The organism is Vibrio algivorus, from assembly GCF_030161215.1.
Classification (GTDB): Bacteria; Pseudomonadota; Gammaproteobacteria; order Enterobacterales; family Vibrionaceae; genus Vibrio; species Vibrio algivorus.
In genome coordinates, this window is the sequence record NZ_BSPV01000006.1 from 252,678 (window position 1) to 268,285 (window position 15,608).

17 protein-coding genes are annotated in these 15,608 nt (G+C 39.8%); 9 read left to right on the forward strand and 8 right to left on the reverse strand.

What is annotated here, in order from left to right; all coding sequences use genetic code 11:
* The first annotated feature begins 254 nt into the window (after window positions 1-254).
* Together QQJ93_RS10215 and QQJ93_RS10220 are read left to right on the forward strand one after the other, a co-directional pair.
* Window positions 255-707 carry a DUF2061 domain-containing protein gene (locus QQJ93_RS10215; protein WP_089122321.1) on the forward strand — a complete coding sequence of 151 codons (453 nt, stop codon included), beginning with the start codon at window positions 255-257 and terminating at the stop codon, window positions 705-707.
* Between the two features lie 420 nt (window positions 708-1,127).
* Entirely contained in the window at window positions 1,128-1,613 is a 486-nt protein-coding gene (locus QQJ93_RS10220; protein WP_089122320.1) for a GNAT family N-acetyltransferase, read from the forward strand.
* Between the two features lie 21 nt (window positions 1,614-1,634).
* Here QQJ93_RS10220 and QQJ93_RS10225 read toward each other — a convergent pair whose 3' ends face one another.
* Together QQJ93_RS10225 and rraB are read right to left on the reverse strand one after the other, a co-directional pair.
* The gene (locus QQJ93_RS10225; protein WP_089122319.1) at window positions 1,635-2,438 is read right to left on the reverse strand and encodes a glycosyl hydrolase 2 galactose-binding domain-containing protein; all 804 of its coding nucleotides are present in this window, start codon (window positions 2,436-2,438) and stop codon (window positions 1,635-1,637) included.
* A 382-nt stretch (window positions 2,439-2,820) separates the two neighbouring features.
* Window positions 2,821-3,255, reverse strand: coding sequence for a ribonuclease E inhibitor RraB (rraB, locus tag QQJ93_RS10230; RefSeq protein ID WP_244943661.1), 435 nt, complete (start codon window positions 3,253-3,255; stop codon window positions 2,821-2,823).
* A gap of 277 nt (window positions 3,256-3,532) precedes the next feature.
* On the opposite strand from rraB, the gene QQJ93_RS10235 reads away from it, so the two are divergent.
* The 6 genes from QQJ93_RS10235 to QQJ93_RS10260 all read left to right on the forward strand — a co-directional run bounded on the left by QQJ93_RS10235 (window position 3,533) and on the right by QQJ93_RS10260 (window position 8,642).
* A complete protein-coding gene (locus QQJ93_RS10235; protein WP_089122318.1) occupies window positions 3,533-4,537 on the forward strand; it encodes an ornithine carbamoyltransferase in 1,005 nt (334 codons plus the stop codon).
* A 249-nt stretch (window positions 4,538-4,786) separates the two neighbouring features.
* Window positions 4,787-5,716, forward strand: coding sequence for an aspartate carbamoyltransferase (pyrB, locus tag QQJ93_RS10240; RefSeq protein ID WP_089122317.1), 930 nt, complete (start codon window positions 4,787-4,789; stop codon window positions 5,714-5,716).
* A gap of 15 nt (window positions 5,717-5,731) precedes the next feature.
* Window positions 5,732-6,193 carry an aspartate carbamoyltransferase regulatory subunit gene (gene pyrI, locus QQJ93_RS10245; RefSeq protein ID WP_089122316.1) on the forward strand — a complete coding sequence of 154 codons (462 nt, stop codon included), beginning with the start codon at window positions 5,732-5,734 and terminating at the stop codon, window positions 6,191-6,193.
* 333 nt (window positions 6,194-6,526) lie between these two features.
* The gene (locus tag QQJ93_RS10250) at window positions 6,527-6,916 is read left to right on the forward strand and encodes a Rid family detoxifying hydrolase (protein WP_089122314.1); all 390 of its coding nucleotides are present in this window, start codon (window positions 6,527-6,529) and stop codon (window positions 6,914-6,916) included.
* 188 nt (window positions 6,917-7,104) lie between these two features.
* The gene (locus QQJ93_RS10255; RefSeq protein WP_284186082.1) at window positions 7,105-7,536 is read left to right on the forward strand and encodes a putative pterin-binding protein; all 432 of its coding nucleotides are present in this window, start codon (window positions 7,105-7,107) and stop codon (window positions 7,534-7,536) included.
* Window positions 7,536-8,642 carry a GGDEF domain-containing protein gene (locus tag QQJ93_RS10260; RefSeq protein WP_089122312.1) on the forward strand — a complete coding sequence of 369 codons (1,107 nt, stop codon included), beginning with the start codon at window positions 7,536-7,538 and terminating at the stop codon, window positions 8,640-8,642. The genes QQJ93_RS10255 and QQJ93_RS10260 overlap by 1 nt, the downstream gene beginning before the upstream one ends.
* Window positions 8,643-8,700: 58 nt before the next feature.
* Here QQJ93_RS10260 and QQJ93_RS10265 read toward each other — a convergent pair whose 3' ends face one another.
* The 3 genes from QQJ93_RS10265 to QQJ93_RS10275 are packed head-to-tail and all read right to left on the reverse strand — an operon-like array spanning window position 8,701 to window position 11,925.
* Window positions 8,701-10,236, reverse strand: coding sequence for a DHA2 family efflux MFS transporter permease subunit (locus QQJ93_RS10265; RefSeq protein ID WP_089122311.1), 1,536 nt, complete (start codon window positions 10,234-10,236; stop codon window positions 8,701-8,703).
* A gap of 8 nt (window positions 10,237-10,244) precedes the next feature.
* Window positions 10,245-11,441, reverse strand: coding sequence for an HlyD/EmrA/EmrK family protein (locus tag QQJ93_RS10270; RefSeq protein WP_089122310.1), 1,197 nt, complete (start codon window positions 11,439-11,441; stop codon window positions 10,245-10,247).
* Window positions 11,442-11,490: 49 nt separating this feature from the next.
* Window positions 11,491-11,925 (reverse strand): MarR family transcriptional regulator, encoded by a 435-nt coding sequence (locus QQJ93_RS10275; protein WP_089122309.1) that lies wholly within the window; start codon window positions 11,923-11,925, stop codon window positions 11,491-11,493.
* A 197-nt stretch (window positions 11,926-12,122) separates the two neighbouring features.
* Between QQJ93_RS10275 and corA the strand changes: the two genes are divergently transcribed.
* Window positions 12,123-13,076 (forward strand): magnesium/cobalt transporter CorA, encoded by a 954-nt coding sequence (corA, locus tag QQJ93_RS10280; RefSeq protein WP_089122308.1) that lies wholly within the window; start codon window positions 12,123-12,125, stop codon window positions 13,074-13,076.
* 87 nt (window positions 13,077-13,163) lie between these two features.
* Here the strand turns inward: corA and QQJ93_RS10285 are convergent, their stop codons facing one another.
* From QQJ93_RS10285 to ibaG, 3 genes are all read right to left on the reverse strand, one after another.
* On the reverse strand, window positions 13,164-13,889 hold the full coding sequence (locus tag QQJ93_RS10285; RefSeq protein WP_089122307.1) for a 1-acylglycerol-3-phosphate O-acyltransferase: 726 nt from the start codon (window positions 13,887-13,889) through the stop codon (window positions 13,164-13,166).
* A 132-nt stretch (window positions 13,890-14,021) separates the two neighbouring features.
* Window positions 14,022-15,278 (reverse strand): UDP-N-acetylglucosamine 1-carboxyvinyltransferase, encoded by a 1,257-nt coding sequence (gene murA, locus QQJ93_RS10290; protein ID WP_089122306.1) that lies wholly within the window; start codon window positions 15,276-15,278, stop codon window positions 14,022-14,024.
* 74 nt (window positions 15,279-15,352) lie between these two features.
* A complete protein-coding gene (ibaG, locus tag QQJ93_RS10295) occupies window positions 15,353-15,607 on the reverse strand; it encodes a BolA family iron metabolism protein IbaG (RefSeq protein WP_027697725.1) in 255 nt (84 codons plus the stop codon).
* Between the last annotated feature and the right edge of the window lies 1 nt (window position 15,608).

The following is a 15,608-nucleotide window of genomic DNA, read 5'->3' on the forward strand; positions in this document are numbered from 1 at the left end:
AACTGCGGTCTCTTTTTTGTTCCTAGTTCCTAGAGGGCAGCTTTCCATGCTTACTATAAAGCAAGCGCAAATGTCTATTTATTACGGTAAATATTCAGCGACAACCGCCTAGGAACTAGGGACTAGGGCCTCGAAACCTTTCCTCTCATCAATAGCTTTTACCTATCAAACAAATAATCATAAACTTACTTTACGTAATGAGAATTATTCGCAATAATGTATTCAACAAATCAAAGACATTATTCGGAGTCATTATGAAAAAGACATTCACATTCGCTATTTTACATTTCACTGTCGCTTTTACTGTTGCTTATGTATTAACGGGTGACATTATCTTAGGTAGTTTAATCGCGATGATTGAACCAATGGTAAATACAGTTGCCTTCTACTTTCATGAAAAAGCATGGCAGCAGCCTAAATGGGCTCGTTTGGCTATGTTAAAGCCAAGCCGTAAAACCGCTAGCTTCGCTGTTTTACACTTTAGTGTTGCATTTCTAGTCGTTTACTTACTAACAGGTGATGTGTTTGTCGGTGGTTTAATAGCTGCATTAGAGCCAAGTATCAACACGGTTGTGTTCTATTTCCACGAACGAGTGTGGCAACGTAATGAAAAAGCAAAAATCAGCTTACATTGCCACCACCATGAATTACAGCAGCATAGTATTGAAGTTTCAGAAGTAAAAGACGACCAGGCACGAGCCTATTAATCCTAGGGCCTGTTGATTTTTCGTGATGATTTTTGCAGCGAATTGTTGGGTATTTGAACAAGGCAGAGGCTCCGTGGTGTAGCTAGCCTACACGAGGAGCCGATAACGCAGTGCAAATGACCAACAAACGCTGCCCGAAGGGTTCGGCTAAAAGCATTTTATGCTTCGTTAAGTCTCATTTACTTAGAATAACTAGGCTACAATCGACTTGCCTTGCCTAAAATGCTTTTATCTCGAACAAAGTTTAACCACGAAAGTTCAACAGGCCCTAGAATCAACATTTAAAACAACAAGCGCCCACGACCCACTACTCCGAATAAGATAGTGGGCGTTTTTGTTTTTCATATTTATTTTCATAGCCGAGAAATATTGAAGTACACTCTCTACTATTACTCATATCCTTAAGAATCAAGCCGTACTATGCCTTACACTATTCGCCCTATTCAGCCGCAAGATAACCCTCAAATTGCTCAAGTTATTCGTGATGTTTCCGCAGAATTTGGCTTAACCGCCGATAAAGGCTATAGCGTGGCCGATCCAACTTTAGATAGCTTATTTGAAGTCTACCAAGCGATGCGTTCTCACTACTGGGTAATGGTCAATCAAGACGGTCTGGTTGTGGGTGGAGCAGGAATTGCCCCGTTAGTAGGTAAGCCTGAAGTATGTGAATTACAAAAGATGTATATTTTAAATCATGCTCGTGGCCAAGGTTTTGCTAAAAAATTAATAGATACTTGTTTTGAACACGCTAGAAAAATTGGCTTTAAGCAGTGTTATTTAGAATCAACCGCAGAGCTAAAAGCAGCTCTAGCATTATATCAAAAGCTTGGCTTTCAGCATCTAGATGGGCCTTGGGGAAATACCGGTCACAGTGATTGTGAAGTAGTGATGGCTAAAGCATTGTAATAACGATTAAAATTGCCAAGGTTATAAAGGATAATGACTAACACTTTGAGTTTCCGATAGCGCTACGTTAAACGTAAAGTGATAGCCATCTAAGTGAACGTAAAGTTCCGTCTGACCAGATAACGCTTGATTGGTTTTTTGTTCAATCACCGCTTGCCTAGGGGCATCGAGCTGAAAAACTGCCGTAACGTGGTCGTTTCTCACATCTAAAGGTATGGTGTACATCATCCCTTCGTATTTTATTTGAGTCGACACTAATCCCGGCTTTAATGTCGAATAATACACATCTACCTTTAGTTCACAGCCACCACCATGATGCCAAATTTGCTCAGTCACCACATGCTGTAATCGAACATTGCGAACCAAACGTAAAAATGGTGTTCGTTTAATTCCACTGACAATTGGTTCGTCATTGACTGGCTCGCCTAAATGGCAAACTGATACTTCTTCCTCAATCAAGAAATCATCATCAGCTTCTAAAAACAGAATTTCAATCCGGTTTTTACCTAGGTTAAGGTAAGGTTGAATATCTTTTTGGTAACGGTATTGGCTACCATCACAGTCAAACACTGCTACCCCACCAACTCGTACCTCTGCATAACGATCAATACCGTCGATAACAAGATCAACACCAGCAAGATCCAACATTGACTGATCAACCTCGATATCATGCATTAAATGCCATTCTTGCTGATCTATATCTTGCTCACTTAGATGACCAGGTAATACCGAACTTAATTTAGCAGGAAAAGCGATATCGGCTTGAGGAATAGACAAATCAGTAAGCGGGGATATCTGCCAAAGGCCATCGAGTAAAAAATGCATAATCGTCCGTGAATTAGTTGTAAGTATACCCAAATAACTTCAGATACAGAGTTCACTTGGGTATATACCCAAGTGACTTCAAGGTGCAGAATTCAGAGCTATCATCCAAGTCTTTAAACAAGGAAGATTCGCGTAGGAATGTAAGCACCTTTCAAACGAATCTGACGCAGAATAAAGGCTTGGATGAAGCTCCCAAAGGGCAAGTTAAAACAAGCTTTATGCTGCGTTAAATTGAACAGAGATAGAATGACTATGATCATATTCAATTTGCCTTGCCTAAAACTTGTTTTAATCTTGCTGAAACTCGCACCTTGAAGTTACTTGGGTATAAATATAAAAATACCAGCCATATTCAGCTGGTATTGATTAACTAGGAAGTTGCTTATTCGCTATCGTAGTCGTCATTCTCTTCATCATAAATCGCATCCTCACCTTCATAGAAAGTGCCCCAGCCATCATAGATGATGTCAAACTTTTCAGCTAAATGGACAAGTTTCTCAACCTGCTCATCAATAAGATTAGCATCTAAAGCCGATTGCATGATCGCATCACAGCACAATACTTTAGTGCCATCTTCGTCTTCCGTTTCTTCGGCTTCTAAAACTTCAAAGCCCATTTGGAACGCTTCCATCACCGCTTTTTCTAATGTAGCGAAATCTTCAGCGAATAAATGGTGCTCAATATCGTAAAGCGCATCTGGATCACTACCATCTTCAATTAATGCTGCGATAATTTCACGTGTTTCTTCTTTTTGAAATTCAATCAGTTCTTCTACCGACATGTAATCGTCTTGCATCGATTGATCATTATTAGACATAGCTTAAGCTCCAGTGTGGGCGAATTTTCAATGTAGATTAATACTGTGTATTTTGCCATGAAAGCTCACACTAAGTAAGCGTTAATATGAAGGGTGTAGATGATAAAATATCAACTATATCCAACTAACTTCAAAATGCAGGATTCAGAGCTATCACTAAAATTTATTTATACGATTCACATTAATATTAACCTTGCATTTAAATTAAATAAAAATTCACTTTATCGGCATTTTTATGTATAAATAACTTTTACCACCGACTCACAAGGACGTAGTTATGGCTTTCAACTTACGCAACCGAAATTTCTTAAAACTATTGGATTTCACGCCAAAAGAAATTGATTTTTTACTCAGCTTATCTCGCGATCTAAAACGCGCCAAATACGCAGGCTGTGAAAAAAAATCACTGGTAGGTAAAAATATCGCACTCATTTTTGAAAAATCATCTACCCGTACTCGTTGCGCTTTTGAAGTTGCGGCGTTTGATCAGGGTGCGCAAGTCTCCTACCTCGGCCCTTCTGGTTCACAAATTGGTCATAAAGAATCAATGAAAGATACCGCGCGCGTTTTAGGCCGAATGTATGATGGCATTGAATATCGCGGTTTTGGACAAGCGATTGTTGAAGAACTTGGTGAGCATGCTGGCGTACCAGTATGGAATGGCTTAACCGATGAGTTTCATCCTACTCAAATTTTAGCTGACTTCCTTACCATGCAAGAGTACAGCCAAGACAAACCATTAAATGAAGTGAGTTTTGCTTACTTAGGCGATGCACGAAACAACATGGGTAATTCATTAATGGTTGGCGCAGCTAAAATGGGAATGGATATTCGCCTGGTTGCACCGAAAGCGTTTTGGCCGGAAGAAAGCCTAGTCGAAACTTGCCAAACAATCGCCCAAACTACTGGTGCTAAAATCACACTCACCGAAGATGTGACCGAAGGTGTTCAAAGCTGTGATTTCTTATACACCGACGTTTGGGTTTCTATGGGAGAATCTGCAGATGCTTGGGATGAACGTGTTGCCTTGATGACCCCTTATCAAATCAATATGGCTATGATTAAAGCAACCGAAAACCCAAATGTGAAGTTTATGCACTGCTTACCCGCTTTTCATAATGATGAAACTACAGTAGGTAAAGAGGTTGCCGAAAAATACGGCATGAAAGGCTTAGAAGTCACTGAAGAGGTGTTTGAATCAGACTACTCTATTGTCTTCGACCAAGCAGAAAACCGTATGCATACGATTAAAGCGGTTATGGTAGCGACTCTCGGTGAATAGCCTCAATAAATAGAAATCAAAGCGTACAATAATTCGCTTAGAGCGATAGCAAACGCTTGCGCTTACTTTTATTGGGAGTATAATTTCTGCCAATTATCAAAGGAGTGAGCAATGCGACTGTTAAGCCTAAATATCAAACTTTGCTTCAAGCAAATGGGCTTATTTAATTCTGTTATTGCTTTTATTCTTTCATGATCAAGCCTCCTTATTTGGGAGGCTTTTTTGTATCGGTGAATCTAAGGACAAATCATGGCGAACTCGCTCTATCAAAAGCATATTATTTCCATTCCAGAACTGTCTCGTCAGGAGCTTGAATTAATCATTCAAACTGCCGCACAAATTAAAGAGAACCCTCAACCTGAGTTAATCAAAGGTAAAGTCGTGGCAAGTTGCTTCTTTGAACCGTCCACTCGTACTCGATTGTCTTTTGAAACCGCCATTCAACGTATTGGTGGTAGTGTGATTGGCTTTGATAACGCAGGGAATACTTCTCACGCGAATAAAGGTGAAACGCTTGCCGATTCAATCCGTATCATATCTTCTTATGTTGATGCCTTTGTGATGCGCCATCCACAAGAAGGTGCCGCTCGCTTAGCCTCTGAATTTTCCAATGATATACCTATCATCAATGCTGGTGATGGTTCAAACCAACATCCAACACAAACCTTACTCGATCTGTACAGTATCTATGAAACACAAGGCACCTTAGATAATATCAACATCGCGTTTGTCGGAGATTTAAAATACGGCCGCACCGTACACTCATTAACCCAAGCCTTGGCTAAGTTCAGCAACGTGCGTTTTTATTTTGTGGCTCCAGAAGCGCTCGCAATGCCTGATTATATTTGTGAAGAACTTGATGATGCAGGAATTGAATACAGCTTGCATACCGATATGGATGAAGTGATCCCTAAACTGGACATTTTATACATGACACGCGTACAAAAAGAACGTTTTGATGAGTCAGAATATGCGCATATCAAATCAGCCTTTGTATTAACGGCTGCGGCATTAAAAACCGCTAAAGATAACTTGAAAGTGCTTCATCCACTGCCTCGTGTGGATGAAATAACGGTTGATGTTGATAAAACCCCATACGCTTATTATTTTGAGCAAGCAGAAAATGGTGTTTATGCACGTACTGCACTGCTCGCACTTGTTCTAAATCAGACTTTATAATCACGGAGGCTTTCCATGTCTAAGCAATACCAATTACAAGTTGAAGCCATTAAAAACGGCACCGTGATCGACCATATTCCTGCGCATATTGGCATCAAAGTACTAAAGCTATTTGAAATGGATAATTCAAATGAAAAGGTGACCGTTGGCTTAAACTTGCCATCGTCGGCTCTTGGCGCTAAAGATTTACTTAAAATCGAAAATACCTTTATTACCGAAGAGCAAGCGCAGAAGCTCGCTTTATATGCACCTCATGCCACCGTTAACCAAATTGAAAACTATCAAGTAGTCAAAAAACTTGCCTTAACCTTACCGAAAGTAGTCACTGACGTATTCAACTGTGCAAATAGTAATTGCATTACTCATAATGAACCGGTTTCGAGTAGTTTTTCTGTGATTGAAAAAAATGATGATATTCGCTTAAAGTGTAAGTATTGTGAGAAAAGTTTTTCTCGCGAAATCATGACTGAAAAATAAGTTTTATGCCCATGTATCATGGGTCTATACCCAAGTAACTTCAAGATGCGAGTTTCAGCAAGATTAAAACAAGTTTTAGGCAAGGCAAATTGAATATGATCATAGCTATTCTATCTCTATTTAATTTAACGCAGCATAAAGCTTGTTTTAGCTTGCCCTTCGGGAGCTTCATCCAAGCCTCTTCTTTTTTATAATAGAAAGGCTGCGTTAGATTCGTTTGAAAGGTGATTACATTCCTGTACGAATCTTTCTTGTTTAAAGACTTGGATGACAGCTCTGAATTCTGCATCTGGAAGTCACTTGGGTATATTTATCAATAACAAGGAAAAGATAATGACTAAAGTACTGCATACTGAATCGGCACCTGCAGCAATTGGGCCATATGTTCAAGGCGTTGATCTTGGCTCTATGGTAATGACTTCAGGCCAAATTCCAGTTAATCCGACAACGGGTGAAGTACCAGCAGAAATTACCGCTCAAGCTCGTCAATCTTTAGATAACGTTAAAGCTGTTGTTGAGTCTTCAGGTTTAACTGTAAGTGATATAGTTAAAATGACTGTATTTGTAAAAGACTTAAATGACTTTATTGCTGTCAATGAAGTCTACGGTGCATTTTTTGACGAACATAACGTTGCTAACTACCCTGCCCGATCTTGCGTTGAAGTAGCTCGTCTCCCAAAAGATGTAGGCATTGAAATTGAAGCGATTGCTGTGCGTAAGTAATACTAAAATTGTCAATAACATTAAATGAGAGGCCTATGCCTCTCATTTTTTGTTCAAAAAACCCTCAACATCATAGTGCTAATTGTCATGGTAATGTTAGAATGCGGTGGAATATATGCGCAAGGTAAGTATTACTAATGAAATCGATAACCTCATCCTCTCTTCAACTAACATTAGCTTTGATACTTATGGCGGTCTCAACTTTTGCCCAATCGTCGCCTATTTTGATCTTAGAATCGCCAACAGGACAACAAATTACCCTAAGCCGTGAAGAGCTTGAAAGCCTGCCTCAGACGACCTTTACCACCTCGACCCCTTGGACTAAAGGTACTCATACCTATCAAGGACCTAAATTAAGCTTAATTACTGATAAGCTAAAACCTTTATCTAATGGCATTCGAATCTATGGCATCAATGGTTATTCCTATGACATCAATATTCACGACTTACAAAAATATCCATTTATCTTAACCCTTCGACAAGATAAAAAAGTGATGTCATTACGTAATAAAGGACCATTTTGGTTACTGGTGCCTTTTGACCAAACCCCTCAATGGCTCTCACACGATGAACTACATAATCAATTAGTCTGGCAGATAAACAAAATTAAGGCGTTATAATGCATCGGTATATCTCACGACACATAATGATCAATACTGCGTTTATCTTGCTACTATCAGTACTTACTAGCGGCTTTTTGTGGAGCTTCTACCTACAAAAAGAAAATAACCACAATATCGATCGCTTCTATCGCTCGACCAATTGGTACGCTAACCGGATACTCTACCAATCGGAAAAATTTCTATACAAAAACGAATTATACCAATTGGATGCGATTCCCTTATCAGAATTAACCCAAAGTTACGATCTGGTTTGGAACCGCCTACAACTCTTTTTAGAAGCGAGCGCTACTGAACTTTTACGCACTCGCCACCCACAAGTTACTAAAGACGTAGAAACACTTTTTAACAGTATAAAAGCGCTAGATAGTGACCTTAACAAGCCAAGTAAACTCCACTCCAAGATATTTAACGACAAAGTAATTAAAGTTCAAGATGACCTATTAAACTTAAACTATTCACTGAGCCAAGTACTTGCAAGTAGTATTAGCGAAGGTACACGTAGAAATAACGACCTGATTCAGTTTTGGCAGTTATCTGTTTTTATTATTACCGTATTACTTTCAACTACTTTACTTCGAATGAGCCGACATTCAGCAGAACTTGCCCAACTCGATCCATTGACTCAGTTAGGAAATAGACGCGCCTTATCAGACTACCTAAAAAAACAATTAAAAAGCACCTCAACTGTCAGTTTATGCGCTATCGACCTAAAACGTTTTAAACAAATCAATGACCACATTGGTTATCAAGTGGGCGATCTAGTTTTAATAGAGTTTGCTCAAAAGCTTGCTGCAATAAAACAATGCAAAGCTTTTCGACTAGGTGGAGATGAATTCATACTTGTTCGAACTCAAGCAGATATTCCCAATAATCTAGATGTTCGAGTTAAAGAATTACAACAACAACTTGAGTTTAATTATCGGTCTGAACAACACCAATTTCCGGTTCGTGTTCGCCTTGGTATCAGCTACTCAAATAAAAAGAATCAACCTAAGGCTAATGAATTACTCGACCAAGCACTTCTTGCGTTGGATAAAACCAAACAAGCCGCCGGTAGAGACTATGCTTTTTATGATATAGCAGCTTCATCTGTCTCATTTTAAAAAATAAAAAAGGAACGAAATCATTCGCTCCTTCGTTAATTATTAGCTTACAGACTGATTAATGCGCAGCTGCCGCCGCTGATGCATTTGGACTTGATTTAATAAATGGTCCTTTAGAAAACCAAATAATAACCACTAACGCAAAGAACAACCAACCTAGCATATAGAAGTAATCAATCGTTGAATTCATAAAAGCTTGAGTGGTGATGATATGATCAACTGCCGCTAAATTAGCTTGTGTCTCTCCCCCCATCTTATGTAAATAATCCACTGCTGCAGGCTCATAATTACTCACATGCTCAGTCATTGTCGCATGATGGAAATCCGCTCGACGAGTCCATAACCACGTGGTTAATGAAGAAGCAAAACTTCCGCCTAGTACACGCAAAAAGGTCGTTAAGCCCGAAGCATCTGCAATTTGTTGACCATTCAAGTTTGATAAAAATATCGTGGTTAGTGGCATAAACATAAATGCGATACCAATCCCCATAAATAATTGCACTTGAGCAATCGAGTTAAAATCAACAAACGTATTGAAATTAGCGCGTAAGAAGCATGACACCCCAATCACCACAAAAGAAACCGTTGCCAATATTCTCATGTCGGCTTTATGGGCATATTTGCCCACTAACGGCGTGAGTAAAAATGGCAATATTCCCATTGGCGCAGAAGCTAGTCCCGCCCAAATTGAAGTGTACCCCATATAAATCTGTAACCACTGAGGCAAAATAATATTAATGGCAAAGAAAGCTGAATAACTTAGTACCAATGCCAACGTACCTACTGTGTAATTACGATCTTTAAACAGGGATAAATTTACAATGGGATGTTCATCGGTTAACTCCCAAATTACAAATGAAATCAGAGCCACCACCACGATACACGTCATTACTACAATGTGGGTCGAAGCAAACCAGTCAGCATTATTACCTAAATCGAGCACAACTTGCAGCAAACCGACACCGAGTACTAGCAAAGCTATCCCAATAAAATCAATTGGCATTTTCGCCGTCACATCAACACGATCTTTCAATTGCTGCCAAACCACTAAACAACAAAAAATACCAATCGGTAAGTTGATGAAAAAGATCCACGGCCAAGAATAGTTATCGGTTATCCAACCTCCAGTAATCGGCCCGATAATCGGTGCAACAACCGTAACCATCGAAATCAAGGCTAATGCAGCACCACGCTTAACCGATGGGAAAATGGCCAATAATAAGGTCTGACACATCGGAAACATAGGGCCAGCAAAGAAGCCTTGTAGAGCACGAAATACGATAAGCTCAGGCATGCTGGTCGCAATTCCACAAAGGAATGATGAAAAGGTAAATAATGCCACCGATAAAATAAACAACCGAAGTTGTCCTATACGACGAGAAAACCACCCTGTAAGAGGTAGTGCAATAGCATTACACACCGCAAAAGAAGTGATAACCCAAGTACTTTGCTCTGAACTTACCCCTAAGTTACCCGCGATAGTTGGCAATGCAACATTAGCAATCGTACTATCAAGTACCTGCATAAACGTCGCTAATGCAAGTGCAATAACCGCCAGTGGCAGACTAGGAGGCGTATATGTTTGATCGTTCATGAACGCCTCTATTTCGCAGTCGTTGTTGCGCCAACACTTGCTACACCAACATTTTCATGCAAAATCTTAGCTACGAGCTTATCCACCTCTTCAAGAGAATTATGATAAACATCAGTGTCATAACGAGCATGTTTATTCACTTGTTTTGCTAATAATTGGCCATCAGTATCTTTAATATCGACTTTAGCCACCATAGATAAACCAATACGTAATGGGTACTTATCTTGGTTTTGCTCGTCTAAATGAATTTTCACTGGCAAACGCTGAACAATCTTAATCCAGTTACCACTAGCATTTTGTGCAGGCAGAAGAGAGAACGCGCTACCGGTACCAATACCTAGGCTTTCAATTTCACCAGTGTATTGCACTTCTTCACCATAAAGATCGGAAGTTAAGGTAACCGGTTGACCAATACGCATATCTTTCATTTGGCTTTCTTTAAAATTGGCATCAACCCATACTTGGTGTAGTGGCACAATCGCCATTAATTGACTACCAGGCTGAACTTGGCTACCAAGTTGCACAGCTCGCTTAGCCACATAACCACTGACAGGTGCAACAATTTCAGTACGCATATTATCTAAGTAACTTTTGCGTAATGCTGAAACTGCCGATTTTACACCTGGGTGCGTTTCTAATACTGTGTTATCAACTAAAGCCACTGTCATTTGTAATGATTGCTCAGCGGCTTCTAACTGGCTTTTCGCGCCTTCTAGTGTGTCTTGATAGTGAATCAAGTCTTCTTTCGAAATCGCGCCTTTCGATACTAAATTTTTACGACGGTTATAGTCATTTAAGGCTTGGCGATATTCTACTTTGCTAGTTTCAACTTTCGCTTTAAAGTTATCCGCAGCGGCATACATACTACGAACTTCGCGCACTTTACTTGCTAATTTAGCCTCAGCATTTTGCAGTGCAATTTGGGTATCGTTAGAATCCAATGCCACCAACACTTGACCTTTTTCCACATAATCACCGGTATCAGGAATAACTTTGGTCACCGTGCCTGCAATTTGTGGTGAAACCGTCACAAGGTTGCCATTCACATAAGCATCATCTGTTTCTTCTACAAATTTTGCATAGATTTGATAATAAGCAAACCAACCACCACCAATTACCAATAACGCAACCAATAGAATAAGAAAAGAGGTTTTGCGTTTACTTTTCGATTTTACAGCAGCTTCAATATTTTGTTTGTTTTCCATGATTCAACCATTTAATCATTAATATTTTTGTTGCTTCAATAACGTTTGGTTAAGGCAGCAATCGCTCTAATAAACCACTCAACTGTTTCACTTCATCAGCAGATAAATCGCCTACCAGTAATGGGCTCACTTGAGTTTCAATAACCTCAATACATTCGGTTAATAGTGATTCACCAGAAGGTGTTAATATCAAAATGACACTCCTCTTATCTTCTGGGTTTGGCTGTTTTTCCACTAGCGATTTTTTAACTAAACGCTCAACCATACGAGTCATAGACCCGCAATCAATTGCAAGTAACTTGCTAATTTCTGCTGGTGAATTTTTTTTCTCAAACTCAATAGCAGCAAGCACTTTAAATTGAGCAGGAGTGACATCGAGTGGCATGAAGAATTGTGAAAGTAATCTATCTTTATGATGATTAACTAAACCAACAAGTTTTCCTAATGGAATGCTCGATGCATGAATATAAGGAGAAGTAGTCATAAGCACCTTTATGTTTCAATTTACTTGCCTAGGCAAATACATGGCCAGCATTTTATTTGCCTAGGCAAGTATTTGTCAATAAATATTTCAAATTGTAACAATGGAATTACACATGATTCAGGCTGAAATTCGCATCTTAAGGTGGGTTAGGTATAAGATAGGGACATTCGTCCATCATCAAAAAGGACCTCCATACGATGCGATTCTTCAAAATCAATAACGGCTTTATTCAAGAAATAAGTTATGACAAACAACAAGATCTACAACCTCTTATTGAGCAAGCTGATTGGATAGATGCCCACGATCCTAGTGATGAAGATCGTCAGTTTTTATCACAACAACTAGGCATTCAAATTCCCGGTACTAATGATGTAGAAGAGATAGAAGCATCCTCACGTTATTTTGTCGATCATGAAGGTTTGCATGTCCACTCCCTGTTCCTCTCGCCGAGCGAAGGTCGACACACGACCGTCAATATTGCTTCAATTTTGCAAAAAGACCGACTCATTACCATTCGTGAAGGAAGTATTGCTGATTTTCGTTTATTGCGTTTACGAGCTCGTAAAGGTCAAGTTCAATCTGATGATGTTCAATCACTGTTTATCACTATTTTGGAACAAAAAGTTGAGAATCATGCCGATACCATTGAGGATATACACCACCAATTAGAAAAGATCAGTTATACCGTACTGGAAGATGAGGAAGCTGATTGGGAAGAATGTATTAGCCGCCTTGCACGACTCGAAGACAGTAATGGTAAAATTCGTTTATGTTTAATGGATACTCAGCGTGTCATTTCATTCTTATTACGTCACTTAAAATCGACACCAGAACAGCTGGAAACATTACGGGAAATTGTACGGGACATTGAAACTTTAATGTCTCATACCACTTTCTTATTTGAGAAGATCAACTTTTTAATGGATTCCGCGCAAGGCTTTATCAATATCGAGCAAAACCAAATCATCAAAACCTTTTCAATTGCTGCGGTAGTATTCTTACCACCAACATTAATCGCCAGTATTTATGGTATGAACTTCCATGTTATACCTGAGTTAGATTGGACCTTTGGTTATCCCGCTGCTTTAGTCTTAATGGTCGCTTCAGGTTTTGCACCTTACTTTTACTTTAAACGTAAAGGCTGGTTGTAATTCAAATTAGTCTCCAAGTAACAAAAAAGCCAATGAACAAAATTATTCATTGGCTTTTTCTAAGTTTGAATCACGGTTAAAATAGAATTACTTCGCGTTACGCTCTAGCACTTCAGCATCTAGCTCTTCTAACTTAGCTTTCATTTGATTGCGGCACAGTTTCAGTATCTCTCGAACATTCTCTTTATTGTAGCCTTCAACGTTAATCGGTGGCAGCATTTCAACTATCACATGACCGTTATTCCAGCGATTCAACTTAAGGTTGTCCGTTGAGCTACATACGATTGGCACAATTGGTACCTGTGCGGCAATAGCAGCATGGAAAGCACCAGTTTTAAACGGCAATAAGCCACGGCCACGAGAACGCGTCCCTTCAGGGAACATCCACACCGATACTTTGCTCTTCTTAATTTGATCGGCTACTTGGCTAATAGTGTCCATCGCTTTGCTACGATTGGCACGGTCAATTAAAATATTACCCGTCAACCAATAAAGCTGACCAAATAATGGTAGCCAGACTAAGCTTTTCTTACCGACCGTCACTACATTTGGCGTCACCGCAGCTGAAATAGTAAATAAATCCCAGTTATTTTGATGGTTACCTAAATAGATGTGTTGCCCGCGTTCATAAGCATTGTCTGGAATTCTCAGCTCAAGCTTAATACCGAAAACTTTAGACATTCGGGCAAACATGCGGCCAAAAGTAAAAACATGGCGAGGATTACGTGGACTGAATAAACAGTAACCACAACCAAAAATAAACATGAAGACAGCAAATATCGCGACAGCAATAATGCGTAGTAAAGCAATCATTCAGTTTCTCCAATCACATAAAGCGCAAAGCAAATCGCCAATGCCCTATACAATAAAAAAGCCGAAACCACTAGGCTTCAGCTTCCATTGCCAAAAAAGTAAGCGCTGTGAAGCACACACTTTCTCAGCCTATTATTTAAAACGCTCGATATTAGCACCTAGAGCATTTAATTTATTTTCAATACGGTCATAGCCACGGTCGATATGGTAAATACGATCAACAATGGTTTCACCTTTAGCGATACAACCAGCAATAACAAGGCTTGCAGAAGCACGAAGATCGGTTGCCATCACTTGAGCACCCGTTAAGCTTTCAGTATCACCACAAATAACGGTATTACCTTCAATCTCAGCTTTAGCGCCCATACGCATTAATTCTGGTACATGCATAAAGCGGTTTTCAAAAATAGTTTCTGTGATCACGCCGCCGCCTTTCGCCATCATATTCAGCAAAGTAAACTGCGCTTGCATATCCGTTGGGAAACCAGGATGTGGCGCTGTACGTATCGTTACCGCTTTTAATTTGCGACCAGTCATATCTAAGCTGATCCAATCTTCACCGGACTCTACTTTCGCACCTGCTTCTTCAAGCTTAGCTAAAACAGCTTCAAGTAAAGAAGCTTTAGTATTACGGCATACTACTTTGCCACCAGAAACGGCAGCCGCAACTAAGAACGTACCAGTTTCAATACGGTCAGCGACAACTGAGTGTTTACCACCAGCAAGACGTTCAACGCCTTCAATTGTAATAGTACCTGTACCTGCGCCAGTAATTTTTGCACCAATGGCATTTAAGAATGCAGCGGTGTCTTCAATTTCAGGTTCACGAGCCGCGTTTTCTAATACCGTTGTACCTTCAGCTAAGGTTGCTGCACTCATTACGGTAATGGTTGCGCCTACCGACACTTTATCCATCACGATATGAGCGCCTTTCAAGCGACCATCAACTTCCGCTTTTACGTAACCATCTTCAAGAGTAATGGTTGCACCCAATTGCTCTAGACCATGAATATGTAAATCAACCGGACGTGCACCGATAGCACAGCCACCAGGTAAAGAAACTTGTCCATGACCAAAACGAGCCACTAATGGACCTAATGCCCAAATGGAAGCACGCATGGTTTTTACTAAATCATACGGAGCACAATATTCGTGGATCGGGCCAGAATTGACACTTAACACTTCACCGTTGCGCTCAACTTCCGCACCAAGGCGCTTAAGTAATTCAATTGAAGTATCGATATCACGTAATGCAGGAACGTTTGCGACTTCAACCGGACCTTCCGATAAAATAGCGGCAAACAAAATTGGTAACGCTGCATTTTTAGCCCCTGAAATGGTGACTTCACCTTGTAGTGGGCCTGAGCCGTGTACTCTAAATTTTTCCATTAGTATAAGAACCTTGCTTCTTTATTTTTATTCTTTACTTCTTTTAAACAAAAAGTAAGCAAAAGCGATTGAGTCTATAAAGACATTAGCTTTTTATCACGCGCCCACTCTTCGGGTGTATACGCTTTAATTGACACGGCATGAATATCATTTCTTTGGATATATTCCATCAGCGGCGCGTAAATTAATTGTTGTTTTTTAACTCGGCTCATACCTTCAAAAGATGAGTCAACCGCAACGACTTCGTAATGGCTGCCTTCACCTTTCACGTGAATTTCTTGTAATGACAAGGCGTCATCTAATATTTGTTTTACTTGGATAATGTCCACG

Coding starts and splice junctions, on each gene's coding strand:
- corA (WP_089122308.1), top strand. CDS start 12,123: ATGCGATTCTTCAAAATCAATAACGGCTTTATTCAAGAAATAAGTTAT.
- QQJ93_RS10275 (WP_089122309.1), bottom strand. CDS start 11,925: ATGACTACTTCTCCTTATATTCATGCATCGAGCATTCCATTAGGAAAA.
- murA (WP_089122306.1), bottom strand. CDS start 15,278: ATGGAAAAATTTAGAGTACACGGCTCAGGCCCACTACAAGGTGAAGTC.
- QQJ93_RS10270 (WP_089122310.1), bottom strand. CDS start 11,441: ATGGAAAACAAACAAAATATTGAAGCTGCTGTAAAATCGAAAAGTAAA.
- QQJ93_RS10215 (WP_089122321.1), top strand. CDS start 255: ATGAAAAAGACATTCACATTCGCTATTTTACATTTCACTGTCGCTTTT.
- QQJ93_RS10235 (WP_089122318.1), top strand. CDS start 3,533: ATGGCTTTCAACTTACGCAACCGAAATTTCTTAAAACTATTGGATTTC.
- pyrB (WP_089122317.1), top strand. CDS start 4,787: ATGGCGAACTCGCTCTATCAAAAGCATATTATTTCCATTCCAGAACTG.
- QQJ93_RS10285 (WP_089122307.1), bottom strand. CDS start 13,889: ATGATTGCTTTACTACGCATTATTGCTGTCGCGATATTTGCTGTCTTC.
- QQJ93_RS10250 (WP_089122314.1), top strand. CDS start 6,527: ATGACTAAAGTACTGCATACTGAATCGGCACCTGCAGCAATTGGGCCA.
- pyrI (WP_089122316.1), top strand. CDS start 5,732: ATGTCTAAGCAATACCAATTACAAGTTGAAGCCATTAAAAACGGCACC.
- QQJ93_RS10265 (WP_089122311.1), bottom strand. CDS start 10,236: ATGAACGATCAAACATATACGCCTCCTAGTCTGCCACTGGCGGTTATT.
- QQJ93_RS10225 (WP_089122319.1), bottom strand. CDS start 2,438: ATGCATTTTTTACTCGATGGCCTTTGGCAGATATCCCCGCTTACTGAT.
- QQJ93_RS10260 (WP_089122312.1), top strand. CDS start 7,536: ATGCATCGGTATATCTCACGACACATAATGATCAATACTGCGTTTATC.
- QQJ93_RS10220 (WP_089122320.1), top strand. CDS start 1,128: ATGCCTTACACTATTCGCCCTATTCAGCCGCAAGATAACCCTCAAATT.
- QQJ93_RS10255 (WP_284186082.1), top strand. CDS start 7,105: ATGGCGGTCTCAACTTTTGCCCAATCGTCGCCTATTTTGATCTTAGAA.
- rraB (WP_244943661.1), bottom strand. CDS start 3,255: ATGTCTAATAATGATCAATCGATGCAAGACGATTACATGTCGGTAGAA.